Annotated in this window: 13 protein-coding genes; 4 read left to right on the top strand and 9 right to left on the bottom strand. The window is 41.0% G+C overall.

What is annotated here, in order from left to right; translation table 11 throughout:
• Positions 1-92: 92 nt before the first annotated feature.
• The 7 genes from acpP to yceD form a co-directional block, all read right to left on the bottom strand.
• The gene (acpP, locus tag AC0L4E_RS07310; RefSeq protein ID WP_011496723.1) at positions 93-326 is read right to left on the bottom strand and encodes an acyl carrier protein; all 234 of its coding nucleotides are present in this window, start codon (positions 324-326) and stop codon (positions 93-95) included.
• Positions 327-486: 160 nt separating this feature from the next.
• Positions 487-1,233 (bottom strand): 3-oxoacyl-ACP reductase FabG, encoded by a 747-nt coding sequence (gene fabG / locus AC0L4E_RS07305; RefSeq protein ID WP_220754664.1) that lies wholly within the window; start codon positions 1,231-1,233, stop codon positions 487-489.
• Positions 1,234-1,242: 9 nt separating this feature from the next.
• Complete coding sequence (gene fabD, locus AC0L4E_RS07300; protein ID WP_473678637.1) at positions 1,243-2,169, bottom strand: ACP S-malonyltransferase; 927 nt, start codon at positions 2,167-2,169, stop codon at positions 1,243-1,245.
• A gap of 199 nt (positions 2,170-2,368) precedes the next feature.
• Complete coding sequence (locus AC0L4E_RS07295) at positions 2,369-3,328, bottom strand: beta-ketoacyl-ACP synthase III (RefSeq protein WP_473678636.1); 960 nt, start codon at positions 3,326-3,328, stop codon at positions 2,369-2,371.
• 9 nt (positions 3,329-3,337) lie between these two features.
• Positions 3,338-4,366 (bottom strand): phosphate acyltransferase PlsX, encoded by a 1,029-nt coding sequence (gene plsX, locus AC0L4E_RS07290; protein WP_473678635.1) that lies wholly within the window; start codon positions 4,364-4,366, stop codon positions 3,338-3,340.
• A gap of 15 nt (positions 4,367-4,381) precedes the next feature.
• Positions 4,382-4,552, bottom strand: coding sequence for a 50S ribosomal protein L32 (gene rpmF / locus AC0L4E_RS07285; RefSeq protein WP_011496728.1), 171 nt, complete (start codon positions 4,550-4,552; stop codon positions 4,382-4,384).
• 17 nt (positions 4,553-4,569) lie between these two features.
• The gene (yceD, locus tag AC0L4E_RS07280; protein ID WP_220754660.1) at positions 4,570-5,094 is read right to left on the bottom strand and encodes a 23S rRNA accumulation protein YceD; all 525 of its coding nucleotides are present in this window, start codon (positions 5,092-5,094) and stop codon (positions 4,570-4,572) included.
• A 240-nt stretch (positions 5,095-5,334) separates the two neighbouring features.
• Between yceD and AC0L4E_RS07275 the strand changes: the two genes are divergently transcribed.
• Positions 5,335-5,949 (top strand): Maf family protein, encoded by a 615-nt coding sequence (locus AC0L4E_RS07275; protein ID WP_473678634.1) that lies wholly within the window; start codon positions 5,335-5,337, stop codon positions 5,947-5,949.
• Positions 5,950-7,139: 1,190 nt separating this feature from the next.
• On the top strand, positions 7,140-8,348 hold the full coding sequence (locus AC0L4E_RS07270; protein ID WP_473678633.1) for a hypothetical protein: 1,209 nt from the start codon (positions 7,140-7,142) through the stop codon (positions 8,346-8,348).
• A gap of 163 nt (positions 8,349-8,511) precedes the next feature.
• On the opposite strand, the gene AC0L4E_RS07265 is transcribed toward AC0L4E_RS07270, so the two are convergent.
• Together AC0L4E_RS07265 and rluC are read right to left on the bottom strand one after the other, a co-directional pair.
• The gene (locus tag AC0L4E_RS07265; RefSeq protein ID WP_473678632.1) at positions 8,512-9,168 is read right to left on the bottom strand and encodes an HAD family hydrolase; all 657 of its coding nucleotides are present in this window, start codon (positions 9,166-9,168) and stop codon (positions 8,512-8,514) included.
• On the bottom strand, positions 9,165-10,121 hold the full coding sequence (gene rluC, locus AC0L4E_RS07260; protein ID WP_220754656.1) for a 23S rRNA pseudouridine(955/2504/2580) synthase RluC: 957 nt from the start codon (positions 10,119-10,121) through the stop codon (positions 9,165-9,167). The genes AC0L4E_RS07265 and rluC overlap by 4 nt, the downstream gene beginning before the upstream one ends.
• A gap of 606 nt (positions 10,122-10,727) precedes the next feature.
• Here rluC and rne point away from each other — a divergent pair.
• Both rne and AC0L4E_RS07250 read left to right on the top strand, forming a co-directional pair.
• On the top strand, positions 10,728-14,036 hold the full coding sequence (gene rne / locus AC0L4E_RS07255; RefSeq protein WP_473678631.1) for a ribonuclease E: 3,309 nt from the start codon (positions 10,728-10,730) through the stop codon (positions 14,034-14,036).
• A 193-nt stretch (positions 14,037-14,229) separates the two neighbouring features.
• Positions 14,230-15,789, top strand: coding sequence for a SulP family inorganic anion transporter (locus AC0L4E_RS07250; protein ID WP_473678630.1), 1,560 nt, complete (start codon positions 14,230-14,232; stop codon positions 15,787-15,789).
• Positions 15,790-15,823: the final 34 nt, after the last annotated feature.

Genomic DNA, 15,823 nt, shown 5'->3' with positions numbered 1-15,823 from the left:
TTAACACTTTGGAAATAAGTCTAGTCGAAAAGTATCGACTTCAGAAACAAAAACAGGCGGCATAAATGCCACCTGTTTTTGTGAATCTGGGATTACTGATTTTTTGAAACGTAATCGATCGCTGCTTGAACAGTAGTGATCTTTTCAGCTTCTTCATCAGGGATCTCGGTATCAAACTCTTCTTCTAGAGCCATAACCAATTCAACAGTGTCCAGAGAATCTGCACCTAAATCGTCTACGAATGATGCAGCTGATTTAACGTCTTCTTCCTTAACGCCAAGTTGCTCAATGATGATTTTCTTTACACGTTCTTCGATGTTGCTCATTAGTTTTCTTTCCTATTCAAATTACACACTTGCGTAAGATTGCGAGTAGTTTATTCGATCCAGCTGACAATGCAAGCTTAGTTTTCGTGGTCTAACCACGAAAATTATCATACTTTGATATCAAACCAGATTCAATAAAAGTCGTTGCCCTTACAGGCGATTAAACCATGTACATTCCGCCATTTACATGTAGGGTCTCGCCCGTTATGTAAGCAGCAGAGTCAGATGCTAAAAATAATACTGCGTTAGCAATCTCTTGTGCTTGCCCTAAACGCTCCATTGGAACTTGAGACATGATAGCTTGCTGTTGTTCTTCATTCAGCTCATCTGTCATGTCAGTTTGAATGAAACCTGGTGCAATAGCATTCACTGTTATTTGACGAGATGCAACCTCTCTTGCAAGAGATTTTGTAAATCCAATCAAACCAGCTTTAGCAGCTGAGTAGTTAACTTGCCCTGCATTGCCCATGGTTCCTACAACTGAACCAATATTGATGATACGACCATTACGCTTTTTCATCATAGAGCGCATAACAGGTTTTGATAATCTAAATAGCGACGTTAAGTTAGTATCAAGAATATCTTGCCACTCATCATCTTTCATACGCATTAATAAATTATCACGTGTGATACCCGCGCTGTTGACAAGAATATCAACATCACCTGCTTTTTCTTTGATCTGGGCGAATAATTGAGCAACTGACTCTTTATCGGTGACGTTTAATACTAAACCGTGACCTTTATCACCAAGGTATTCTTGGATTGCAGCAGCACCTTTTTCGCTCGTTGCAGTACCAATAACTACAGCGCCGGCTTCGACTAAGGTTTCAGTAATAGCACGGCCAATACCGCGACTTGCGCCAGTCACTAAAGCAACTTTGCCTGTTAAATTAAAGCTAATGCTCATGAAGATTCCTTATTGGATTAAAGCAGATAAAGAAGCCGCGTTGTTTACCGCCTGCCCCTTTAATGATTTATTAATTCTTTTTGTTAAGCCCGTTAACACTTTACCAGGGCCCATTTCTACTAAATCTGTAATACCTTTTTCAGCCATTAATTCAACCGACTCACTCCAACGTACTGGGCAATATAGTTGACGAACTAAGGCATCTTTAATGTCGCTTCCATCGGTTGGTGTCGCAACATCAACGTTATTGATAACTGTGATACTTGGTTCATTAAATGTCAGCTGGGCAAGCGCATCGGCTAATTTATCAGCTGCAGGTTTCATTAATGCGCAATGAGACGGCACACTAACGGGCAATGCAACGGCCATTTTAGCACCCGCAGTTTTACATGCTGCAGCGGCTCTTTCTGTTGCTTCTTTTTCGCCAGCAATAACCACTTGTCCAGGACTGTTAAAGTTAACAGGACTAACAACCGCGCCATTGGCAGATTCTTCACAAGCCTTGGCAATCGCGTCATTATCTAAACCAATAATCGCAAACATAGCGCCTGTCCCTGCTGGAACAGCTTGTTGCATTAATTGACCACGAAGCTCCACTAATTTTACTGCATCAGCAAAATCAATCACGCCAGCACACACTAATGCTGAGTATTCACCTAAACTATGTCCTGCAAGTAAGCTAGGGGTTGCTGCTCCGCATGCTTGATAAGCACGGAAAATTGCCACACTTGCTGTTAATAATGCAGGTTGGGTTTTATCAGTTTCATTAAGCTTTTCTGCTGGGCCATCTTGAGTTAACGCCCATAAATCGTAACCTAATACTGCACTTGCCTCGGCAAATGTATCTGTTACGACTGGGAAGTCAGCGGCTAAATCAGCTAACATGCCAACTGCTTGAGAACCTTGTCCAGGAAAAACAAAAGCCATATTTTCCATTATTTTTATTACCTTTATTCGTTCATGAAAAATGAATTATTTGTCAGATTTTAAAGCATGACTTATCAACACTTTAAAGATAGAAAACAGTTAATCGATGAGTGCACTGTTCAAAACTAAAAATATCTTACTGACGTTTTAACAATAAATCTAGAATCTGGCTCGTACGCTAAGCTAAAAGCGAACAAGCACATTAATACTAGAAACGCACAAGTGCGCTGCCCCAAGCAAAACCGCCGCCAAATGCTTCTAACAGAATAAGCTGGCCACGTTGAATTCGCCCGTCTCTCACCGCTTCATCTAATGCAATAGGCACAGATGCTGCAGAAGTATTACCGTGCTTAGCCAGTGTTAAAACCACTTTATCTAAACTCATATCGAGCTTCTTAGCTGTGGCTTTTATAATTCTAAAGTTAGCTTGATGTGGCACTAACCAATCAATCTCTGACTTATCAATATTATTAATTCGCAACGTTTCAGTCACAACGTGAGACAGCTGAGTGACGGCAAATTTAAAGACATCATTACCTTTCATGGTCATAAAACTAACCGCTTCTGATGACTCATTTGCTCGTGGTGGGAATGAACACTTCAGTAAATCGCCTTGACGGCCATCAGCATAGATATGGGTAGAAATAATACCTGGTTGTTCACTAGCACCAATAACAGCAGCGCCAGCGCCGTCACCAAATAAAATCACTGTAGTACGGTCATCAGGGTCACACAGGCGTGATAATACGTCAGCGCCAATTACCAATACTTTTTTAGCTGCGCCAGTTTTAACAAACTGATCCGCGACTGATAAGGCATAAACAAAGCCTGAACACGCCGCAGCGATATCAAAAGCAGGAATCGTATGAATACCGAGTAATTTTTGAATTTCGCATGCTGCAGCTGGAAATGCATTGCTGGCGCTTGTGGTACCACAGACAATCATGTCTAAGTCACTGGCTTCAATGCCTGCCATTTCTAATGCTTTTAATGCAGCTTGGTAACCCATTGTTGTAACAGTTTCATCTTCAGCAGCAATGCGACGTTCAGAAATACCTGTACGCTCCACAATCCATTGATCTGAAGTGTCGACCATTTTTTCTAGATCGAGGTTACTACGAACTTGCACCGGCAGATAACTACCAGTTCCGAGAATTTTTGTATGCATATAATGAGATCAGCTATTGATGTCTAAAAGAATCGTCTCCAAACGATCTTTAATCATTTCCGGAAGACGACGTTTTGCTTCTGTAGCAGCTAAATTGATTGCTTGTAAGTAAGCGGCTTCATCAGCGTTTCCATGACTCTTTACTACTATTCCGCGCAATCCTATCAGACTTGCGCCATTGTAGTGGTCGGGGTTCATCTTACTGAGTACTGATTGTATACGTGGAGCGAGGAGTTTAGACAACATCCGCACAAACAAACCTTGCGTTAGTCCACGTTTTAATTGGTGAACTAATAACTTGGCAATGCCTTCAGATGTTTTTAACGTGATATTGCCAACAAAGCCATCACACACTATGACATCAACGCTTCCAGTGAATATTTCATCACCTTCAACAAAGCCTGTGTAATTAACTTGTTCAGTATCCATTAGATACTGAGCAGCTTGCTGGACTTGATCGTTACCCTTCACATCTTCAATACCGACGTTCAGTAAGGCAACTTTAGGTTTGGCGCGTTTATGGACAGCTTCACATAACACTGAACCCATGACAGCAAACTGAAATAAGGTTTCAGAATCACAGGATACGTTAGCGCCAAGATCTAATAAATAAACAGGTTTACCAGTTACTGCAGGTAAACAACTCACTAAAGCGGGCCTATCAACGCCAGGAAGCGTTTTTAGTAAAATCTTAGCCAATGCCATTAATGCACCTGTATTACCGGCACTAACGCACGCTTGGGCTTTACCATCTTTAACTAATTCTAACGCCAAACGCATTGAGCTTTGTTTACGCGAACGAATAGCTTGGATAGGTCTATCACACATGGTGATAACTTCAGTGGTATGAATAATTTGAATTCGTGCGCGAATAGCACTGTCAATTTCAACTAGATAAGGATCTATTTCAGCTTGATTGCCGACTAGAATAATGGATAGTTGAGAATTGAATTTCAGTGCCTGCAAGGCTGCAGGCACTGTGACGAGGGGGCCATTATCGCCCCCCATCACATCCAACGCGAGCGTCAGATCCGTCATAAGATTAGCAACAAATTACTTGTTGATAACCTTTTTACCGCGGTAGAAACCATCAGCAGTCACGTTGTGACGTAGATGTAATTCACCGCTAGTAGCGTCTACAGATAATTGAGCTGTGCTCAATGCATCGTGTGAACGGCGCATGCCGCGCTTTGAACGTGATTTTTTATTCTGTTGTACAGCCATTTGACTTGTCTCCTAGATTACTTGCTCTTCAGTTTTTCTAACACTGCAAACGGATTTGGACGCTCCTCTTGAGAGGGCTCGATTTCGCCTACAGCTATGTCACTTGTTCCTAAGTTGCAATCAGCATTCTGATGCATAGGAATAATTGGCATAGCGATTATCAATTCATCTTCGATCAACTGATGCAGACGAACTTCACCAATTTCATTGCACTCAATCGGCTCATACGCATCCGGGAGCTCATCGATTTCTTCTTGTGTCTTACAAAGACCAAAGGAGAAGTCGACCGTAACCTCTGTGGTATATGGTGTCATACAACGTTGACATAGCAGAGTGAGCTCCGTCACAGCCTTCCCGCGAAGGTAGACTATCCCCTGAATATCGACGCCACATTCTAACGACACTGTCACATCGGAACAATCGCCAGCACATAACTCGTTTAATCGCTTATTCTGTTTGCCGGGCACAACACCTTCATAACGAAGGCCGCTGGCTGCAGTTCGAATAGGATCAATTGATACTGGTATCTTTACTGTTTGCATAAGGCGCGCATATTATAGTTTGAAAACGCTAGAGTCAAAGGAAATTTATCCAAATTGCGGTTAATTGCTTAACTAAACAAAATGAACAATTTACTAAAACGCCAACATTAAAATTGATCGAAGCGAAATATTACCTGTCACAGCCTGCGATCACAAGCGCGATCCGGCTAAATTTACTGCATTTGAACGCAATTTTGACTTATTATAGTCGTAATTATCTAAATACATGAATGACGTAACATGAATAGCAAAATCATCTTGGCTTCAACCTCGGTTTATCGCAAAGACATTCTTCAAAAATTACAACTGCCCTTCGACTGTTTATCGCCAGATATAGACGAAAGCCCCTATGAAAATGAAACTGCACAAGCCTTAGTGTTAAGACTTGCAGAAGCTAAAGCCCTCGCAGGGGCCAATCTATACAATGCTATAAATAGTAATGATAACAATGAAAACATACCTGCACTTGTTATTGGCTCTGATCAAGTGGCGGTAATAGATGGTCAAATTATCGGTAAACCCCACACCAACGAAAAAGCCATCAAGCAATTACAACAAGCATCAGGTAAAGCAATTACCTTTTATACAGGACTCAGTGTAATTCATAGCCAAACTAAACAAGCATTCAGTTTAATCGAACCATTCACAGTTCATTTTAGAAATTTGACCTTTTCTGAAATCAGCCGTTATGTCGAGTTAGAGCAACCTTTGTATTGCGCAGGCAGTTTTAAAGCTGAGGGACTGGGTATTGCTCTATTTGAAAAGCTCGAGGGAGACGACCCGAATACATTGATTGGCTTACCATTAATTAAATTAATCGACTTACTTAAACAACACGGAATGGATGTTTTATAAATTAATGCTTGCTCTAACATCATTCGATTTAACGAATGATGTTAGAGCAAGTTATCTTTAGTCGTTTTAAAAATCTAATTTTTTATTAGGGCCTGTTGATCTTTACTGGTTAAGTTTTGTTCGAAATAAAAGTTTTTTAATTGAGGCGAATGGATTGATACCTAGTCATCTAAGCAGCTCTTAATTTAAAAAGATTCATCTAATAGCACTTCATTGCTAGCGTTTCTTTTTCAGCACTTTCCGCCCGTTGCTATCGGCTAGCAATAAAATCTGCCTAACACAGGCTAATACTGAATAAGATTATCTGCGAAGGTTATTTCAACTTCCTTTCACTCTCACCTTTTCGACATGAACGAATCAGTCCCGTTTATAAATATTCCAAATAAAATCAAGCCCACGATTTACTGCATATAAGATCAAATTTACATCAACGCGGCTAATGAAATGCTAACCGAATGTTGCACTTACTCAATAAGAGTGTTGAGTGGCTTTTAAGATGACTTGTTAGCACCATTAGACAAAATCAAAACCTTACCATTAAATATCAATGACTTACCAACCACCTTGTTGAGTGAATTAGAACATGAGTCAACACTAAATCAACGATTAGCTCTCAAGTTTACCTAAAGGTACATTTGGATCACATTGTAAATATTTAAATGCACAATAAGGTGTGAAGTTGACCTTCATCACACACAAGTTTAAAACGAATGGCTATATTCCCCATCAACAGCTAAGCGATTGTTATTAAAGGGTATTATTTCATTTTAGTTCTAATGAGAAAATATGAAATATTGATATTAGCGTCCTTACTTTTAAGAACGCGTTATCAACTTAATAAAGTATCAGTAAATTCAGGGAAAGCTGATCCTACCTTAGCCTAAGGGACTCAATGAACTCAATATCTCAACAACCAAGGGATATTGAAGGCGCAAATAATAGCGTCATGTCTCTATGTAATTTGTAACGGAAGATAATGACTCATTTAATCATTGAAAAGGCTTAACGCTAGAGCAAACAGCACAGTGCTTATTGTAATCAACTCATCCTTAATTCTCTTAAGGCGGTTTTAATTTCAATAAGTGGATTCGTTTTTAGCAAAACGTACTTTGTTTGAATGCTCTAAAGCCAGCAACGTTTGTAGATAAATAAAATATTAAAAATACTAGTCACTAACTAGTAGGGGAACAATGATGAAAAAAACTTTTAAATTAAGCCTTGTGTGTGTTTCAATTTTGGCTTTAAGCGCTTGTAACGATGATGATGCAGTTACAGTCGATCCTAACCCTGAGTTAGAAGTACAAATTGCTGAGTTAACTGAACAAAACCAGCAATTAGATGAAGCAAACAAAAGTTTATTAGAAGACAACGAAAACCTCACTAATACCAACAAAGAATTAGATAATAAAGCAGCTAGCTTCGTCAGTACTTTCCAGCAGCAGTGTGCCAACATTGGTGTCAACTTCGAATACCAAAACCCAAACCCAGATTCACCATATGTTAATAATGGTAAATCACCAGAAGCAAGTTTAGTTGGCGTATTTGGTATGCCTGAAATTCCGTTCGAGCACAATGAAGGTTCAACTTGTACTTCATGTCACACCGACGGACACGATAACGGTATGGCTTGTGATACTTGTCATAGCTTTGCGGCTGAACCAGTCGATCCGGTTGAGCCAACAGATCCAGGTGCCCCAGGAAGTCCTACTCACCCTGCTGATGGCAATTGGGATAGCTACACAGGTGCATCAAATGTAGGTACATTCTATTACAACGCGGATGGTGCTTCATTTGTAAATGCGGCATTCTTAGAAACTCGTATGGGTAAACAAAATACCTTCTATGAGTGGAAAGAAGCTGCTGACGGTGAAGGAGTTGCAACTCTTAAAACGGCTTGTGGATTAGAAAACCGCGAGTTCATCACTCATGAATTCCCAGAAGATGGCAGCTCTTATACATTAAATAGCTACTCAAACTTCAAAGGTGCTTCAACCTTTACCACTCATCGTATGGAAAATGGCACGCCAATCGCTAGTTCAGCGACTTTTGGCCCTGGTATGACTTTAGAAGATGATGGTGAATACTACATCGACCTATTTATTACTAAAAACAATACCTGTAAAAACCTTATCACTAATGGCAGCGGTGAAGTGCACTACTATGAGTACGACACTCGCTCTAATGTGAAAAAAGGTTCACCAGATATGGGACCACGTAACGCAGGTGCTCGAATTCAAGTATCAACAGATTTACATAAATCAGTACTCAAAAGCTTTGACTGGTCAACACCTGTTTATGGTGGTGACGGTCAATCATTTGACCCACAAGTTGTAGATTGGAACACCGTTGGCTCTTGCGATCTAAAACTAAAAGTACAAGTTATCTACCCACTAGGTTAATTAGTCCATCTGTTAATTAACCTAAAGTTTTAGAAACCCCACTAGAATGAAAGTAGAGTTTCGATAACAAAAAAGCCGATGAATGATTCATCGGCTTTTTAATACTTATGAAACTATTGTTCAGAGTATTTGCTACTAAGTTCCACAAGTCTAAAAGTTAAAACTAAAGATGCAAAAGTATATCAGTTGGCTTATTCACCGTTGCTGTCGGATTTTGGCTTAATAAGTCTTCTAAACTATGTGCGCCATAGGTAACGGCAATACTGCTCACTCCGGCGTTATTAGCCATAGCAATATCTAACTTTGAATCACCAATCATAACCGCCTGCTCAGGTGCAATATTCAGCTCTTGCAATAATGAAGTGATCATTGACGGATGAGGTTTTGACTCTGCTTCATCGGCAGAACGCGTCGCAACAAAGTATTTGCCTAAACCGGTTTCGGCAAGCATGCGGTCAAGCCCTGCTCTTCGCTTACCTGTAGCAATTGCTAGGGTATGCCCTGCAGTTTGAATTTCAGTTAATACTGTTTCGATGCCATCAAATAGAGGTGAAGGAGTCACATTTATATTGAGGTAGTAATTTTTATACGCTTCAAGTAACTCATCATATTGGTCAGCGTTATTTGGAAACAATTTCTCCATAGCTGGTAATATTGATAATCCGATGATATCGCGCACTTGCTGCTCACTAGGCACAAGCAGACTTAATTCTTTAGCCACACACTGCATGCAATCAACAATTTTGCCAATTGAATCCATTAATGTGCCGTCCCAGTCAAAAATAACCAGTTGATACTGTTTTGCGGTGTCTAGCTTCATGCGCGTTTTAACTTCTCTAATGTGGATAACAAGATATCATCTAAAGGCGCTTTCACTGTTTTAACTTCGTCGTTTTCAGGATGAATAAACTTAAGCTCAGCAGCATGCAAGAATAAACGGTTAAGCCCCTTTTCTCGCATTGAATCATCAAACTTTTTCTCACTGTACTTATCGTCACATGCAATGGCATGTCCTGCGTACTGACAATGAACACGAATTTGATGGGTACGACCTGTTACAGGACTTGCTTTAACTAAAGTGCAGCCATGATAACGTTGCATAATCTTATAACGGGTTTCAGATGGCTTGCCTTCAGGATTAACTCGGACAATACGTTCACCTGATTTCAACGTGATTTTTAACAACGGCGCTTTAATCACTTTATCTTTAGCTTGCCAGTCACCACGCACTAAGGCCATGTAATCTTTTTGCATGGTCTTTTTACGCAATTGATCATGCAAATGTTTTAGCGCACTGCGTTTTTTAGCAATTAAAAGTACGCCTGAGGTGTCTTTATCTAAACGATGCACTAATTCTAAAAACTTTTGTTGAGGTCGTAATGAACGAAGGCCTTCAATCACACCGAAGTCGACACCACTGCCACCATGCACTGCAATACCAGCAGGTTTATTCAATACGATAAGATGATTATCTTCATGAATAATACGTGCTTCGAGTTGCGTCACTTTCGACAGTTTTGCCGAAGGGGCTGTACGGTGATCTTTTTCAGCCATTCTTACTGGCGGAATACGCACCACATCATCAATCTGTAATTTGTACTCAGGTTTTATCCTTTTCTTATTTACACGCACCTCACCTTTGCGCACGATTCTGTAAATCATGCTTTTAGGAACACCTTTTAATTTGGTGAGGAGAAAATTATCGATGCGTTGCTCAAAATGATCTTCATCAATGGTGACCAATTGAACTTTTGTGGGAGTTTCTGTATTCATGATGCGCCTATAGTAATTACGGCGCACATTGTACCCTAAGTTTTCCCTCGATGGGACAATAAGAATTCGTTGTTTTGATTGCTGTATAAATTGTTTATTGCTATATTTGCGCAGTGATTGAGGATAAACAGTGAATAAAATGTTCACAACCTCAATTTATTAAGGTGTTTTTTCAGTAGAATTCATGAGCACGGCAGGTCGCAAATCATTGATTTGCAAATTGTAAACATCACAAAGCGATAAGAATTGCTTTTACAGTTAAACCGTCTGTTTCATCATTATTTACTAAGTTTTCCTGAAACTTAACACCCCCCAAATTCGAACAAATTTTAGCTTGTTATCAAACAGACAGATTCGACTTGGGCATTACCGGAAAAGAAATTTAAAATTTATGGGGTTGGTTGCTTATTAACAACGAATTCCTTGTTTTTGTAATCATTAAAAAATAAGCCATAAATAGGATGCGACACGCAGCGATGCGTCTTACAGCAATGCGCACCTAACTTGCCTAAAAACCAGCCGCGAGGCTTCGTGAATAATAATTTTAGGCCCGTAATGCAACGATAAGTCTTTGTTTGATGACCTTATTAGAAGAATTAAGTCATCATGAAACGTATGTTAATAAATGCAACTCAATCGGAAGAGTTGCGCGTTGCCCTAGTAGATGGGCAACAATTGTATGATCTGGATATCGAAAGCCCAGGCCATGAACAAAAAAAATCAAATATCTATAAAGGCACCATCACTCGCGTAGAACCTTCTTTAGAAGCTGCGTTTGTAGACTACGGCGCTGATCGTCACGGTTTCCTTCCGCTTAAAGAAATCGCTCGCGAATACTTCCCTAAAGGTTACTCTTTTCAAGGCCGTCCAAATATCAAAGAAGTGGTATCTGAAGGTCAAGAAGTTATCGTTCAAATCGACAAAGAAGAACGTGGTAATAAAGGCGCAGCCTTAACAACCTTTATCTCTCTTGCTGGTTCTTACCTTGTATTAATGCCAAATAACCCACGTGCTGGCGGTATTTCACGTCGCATCGAAGGTGATGAGCGTACTGAACTCAAAGCAGCAATGTCAGAGCTTACTGTACCAAATGGTATGGGTCTGATTGTACGTACTGCTGGTGTTGGTAAAGACGCTGCTGAACTTAAATGGGATCTTAAGGTGCTTCAACACCACTGGGATGCCATTCAAGAAGCCGCTCAAAGCAAACCTGCGCCATTCTTAATTCACCAAGAAAGTAACGTCATTGTACGTGCAATCCGCGATTACTTACGTCGTGACGTAGGCGAAATCTTAATTGATCACCCACGTATTTTTGACGAAGCGAAACAGCATATTGGCCTAGTTCGCCCTGACTTTGTTGACCGCGTTAAACGTTACGAATCTGAAGTGCCGTTATTCACTCACTTCCAAATCGAATCTCAAATTGAGTCAGCTTTCCAACGTGAAGTTCGCCTACCATCTGGCGGTTCAATCGTTATTGACCCAACTGAAGCATTAACCTCTATCGATATTAACTCTGCCCGCGCAACTAAAGGCGGCGATATCGAAGAAACAGCATTAAACACTAACCTTGAAGCCGCTGATGAAATTGCTCGTCAGTTACGTCTACGTGACTTAGGTGGTTTAGTGGTTATCGATTTCATCGATATGACACCAGTTAGACATCAACGTGAAGTTGAAAACAGAATGCGTGATGCGGTTCATTTAGACCGTGCTCGTGTTCAATTAGGCCGTATTTCTCGCTTTGGTTTGATGGAAATGTCACGCCAACGTTTACGCCCTTCTCTTGGTGAATCTGCAGGTCACTTATGTCCTCGCTGTCATGGTCAAGGGACTATTCGTAGTACTGAATCGTTAGCGCTTTCTATTCTTCGCTTAATGGAAGAAGAAGCGATTAAAGAAAACACCTCACAAATTGAAGCTGTTGTGCCAGTTGATGTTGCTGCGTTCTTATTAAATGAGAAACGTAAAGCTATTCGCATCACTGAAGAGCGTCACAATGTTGAAGTGTACGTTATCCCAGATTCGCACATGACAACACCTGACTACCGCGTATCACGTTTAAGAAGCGATGATGAAGTGGTTGAGTCAAGTTACAAACGCGTAGAAAAGCCAGAAGCTAAGTTGTATGAGCCACGTAAACTTGAACGTGCTGAAGCTCAACAACCTGCGATTAAAGGTTTTGGTACACCCAAAACGACTAAGCCAACTCCTGCTGCTGAACAACCAGCTAAAGCTGCAACACCAGCTGCATCAGAGCCAGGTTTCTTCGCTAAAATGGTTTCAGCTATTAGCAAGCTATTCTCATCTGATGAACCAGCTAAAACTGAATCTAAGCCATCTGATAAGAATCGTAAAGAAAACCAAAACAACCGTCGTAACCGTCGTAATGATTCGCGTCGTAATGACAACCGTCGTAACCGCAATGACAGCCGTAACGAAAACCGTAACGATGCTGACAATAAAGGTAGAGACAACAAAGGTCGCAACAAAAAGAATGACAGAGACACTGCAAATAAAGAGCAAGCAGATAAACGTCAACCTAAGAACGACCCTAAAGCGAAAACAAACAAGCCTGCTGCAGATAAACCTCGCAATGACACTGAGAAGTCGCCTAAGCAAGAAGCTGCGAGAGAACGTCGCCAACGTCGTAACATGCGCCGTAAAGTTCGTATCGAAAACGAACAAAACGAAGCTAAGTTAAATGACGTTGAAGCAGCCTCTGCTAATGCTTCTGTTGAAGTGGCAGCAAAACCTGCAGCAACTGAGCAGTCAGCTAAGCCAGCTCGCACTCGTCGCCCTAGAAAGGACAACACTGCGAAAACTGAAAATGTTGAAGTTGTAACCTCAGAATCTTCAAAAGATGCTGAAGTTGTTAAGGTTGAAAAAGCTGAAACGGTTACAGAAGCTAAAGTTGAAAAAGCAGCCGTTGAAGCGCCTGTAACTACTGAAGCTGTGGCACCAGCAACTGACTCAACAAGTTCAGCTCCTGCAGCTGCACCAGAAAAAGTTGAAGCGACGGCTGAAATCACTGAAGAAGTTAATGCAGAAGACAGTGAAGAGAAACAAGGTCAACGTCGTAGCCGTCGTAGCCCGCGCCACCTTCGTGCTGCAGGTCAACGCCGTCGTCGTGATGAAGACGAAACATCTCCAGCAACAGCAGTATTTACGCCAGTTGATGAGCTAGAGAAACAACTTGATGCTGAACAAGCAGCCGAAGCTGTTGAAGTTAAGACTGAGGCTCCTGCTGTCGAAACAGCACCAGTTGTTGAAGAAGTTAAAACTGAAGCACCTGCCGCTCAAGAGCCAGTAGTTGAAGAAGTTAAAACTGAAGCTCCTGCCGCTCAAGAGCCAGTAGTTGAAGAAGTTAAATCTGAAGCGCCTGTTGTTCAAGAGCCTGTAGCTGAAGAAGTTAAAACTGAAGCACCTGTTGCTCAAGAGCCAGTAGTTGAAGAAGTTAAAACAGAAGCACCTGTTGCTCAAGAGCCAGTAGTTGAAGATGTTAAAACTGAAGCTCCAGTAGCACAAGAAACTGTAGTTGAAGAAGTTAAAACTGAAGCTCCTGTTACTCAAGAGCCAGTAGTTGAAGCAGTTAAAGCTGAAGCGCCAAAAGCGCCAGCTAAAGATAATTCAATCGCTTCTGCTCCAATGGCAAAACCTGCTGCTATTCAACGCAAAGTCGTTGCAACTCCAACAGCAACTGCCACTAAGGTTGAAGCGCCAGCTAAAAAACCTGCTGCCGCAAGCCGCTTTGGCTCTATGGTGATGTCAGATACAACAAAACCTGTTTCTGAAGCCCGTACTCAGCAAGCTGTTCCAAAAGGTCGTGAATATGAAAAATCACAGCCTAATACTGAAGCAGCAAAATCTAAAGTAGCAAACAGTGCTTCATCTGATACAACCAAGGCATAAGCCTTTGGGTTAATTCAGATAAAGCTTAACTTTAAAAACCACGCTATTTAGCGTGGTTTTTTTATGTTTACAGTTTGATTAAATATTCTATTTATCCTCAATTAAGCTTAATTTCAGGTTTAGTGCCGCATTAATTTTTGTTAACATACGCACACTTTCATTTTCAAACACATCAATTGTTTTCAGGGGCTAAATGTTCGATTTACTTCGTCACAAAACCAGTAGTAGCAAAGCAGATATCTTATCTGGTTTGACTGTTGCTCTTGCACTTATTCCAGAAGCTGTTGCTTTTGCATTCGTTGCACAAGTTGAACCTATGGTCGGTTTATACGCAGCCTTTATTATGGGCATCATCACCGCTGTAATTGGCGGACGTCCTGGTATGATTTCAGGTGCAACTGGCGCGATGGCCGTTGTAATGGTATCTCTGGTTGTTGAACACGGAGTACAGTACCTATTCGCAGCTGTGGTACTGGCGGGGATAATTCAGATCTCTGCAGGGGTATTCAAACTCGGTAAGTTCATTCGCATTGTTCCTTACCCAGTGATGATTGGCTTTGTGAATGGTTTAGCCATTGTAATTTTCTTAGCTCAGCTTGGACAATTCCAAGTTAAAGATGCTGCAGGAAACATGGTTTGGTTAGGGCAAGAGCCGCTAATGATCATGTTAGGGCTTGTCGCTCTGACCATGGCAATTATTCACTTTTTACCTAAGCTAACAACCGCAATTCCATCTTCACTTGTGGCTATTCTTACAGTAACTGCGTTAGTTGTAGGTTTAGACTTAGATACCCGTAACGTACTCGATTTCTTAAAAACCATGAGCGGTGATGAGCATGCAACTATTGCGGGCAGTTTACCTTCATTTGCAATTCCAAGTGTACCGTTTAACCTTGAAACCCTATACATCATATTGCCATATGCTTGTATTCTTGCAGCCGTAGGTCTAATTGAATCATTACTGACACTAACAGTGATTGATGAAATGACTAACAGCCGTGGTCGTGGTAACAAAGAATGTGTTGGCCAAGGCGTTGGCAACATCACGAGTGGTTTCTTTGGCGCAATGGGTGGTTGTGCGATGATTGGTCAATCAATGATTAACATCAACTCTGGTGGCCGTGGTCGTCTATCAGGTGTTACTGCCGCATTGGCTTTATTAGCCTTTATTTTATTTGGTGCAGCCTTCATCGAGATTATCCCTTTAGCTGCTTTAGTCGGCGTAATGTTCATTGTTGTACTGGGTACATTTGAATGGGCAAGCTTTAAAGTAATGCGAAAAGTGCCGAAACACGATGCATTTGTCATTGTGTTAGTGACCACAGTAACGGTATTCACAGACTTAGCCTTTGCGGTATTTGTCGGTGTTATCGTTTCAGCTCTAGTTTTTGCTTGGGAACATGCCAAGCACATCAATGTTGAAAAAAGCACTGATGCTAACGGCTGGAAAGTTTACAAGTTAAATGGTCCGTTATTCTTTGGTTCAGTTTCTAACTTTTTAGAACTATTTGATGCTGAAAACGATCCTGAAGATGTAATTGTTGACTTCCAAAACTCTCGCGTTGCTGATCACTCGGCATTAGATGCTATTGATACCTTGGCTGAACGTTATGTTGCTGCAGGTAAGCGATTACACTTAAGACATCTAAGTGGCGACTGTAAAGAATTACTACATAAAGCCCGTGACTTAGTTGAGGTTAACGTCATTGAAGATCCACATTACAAAGTGGCCGATGATGCTCTCGACTCTTAATCAATAAGAGTTAAGTAAACTTGAGATAAAATTA

The sequence above is a fragment of the Shewanella sp. GJ50-10 genome (genome assembly GCF_055808815.1).
This window is presented reverse-complemented; position numbering and strand designations above follow the sequence as displayed.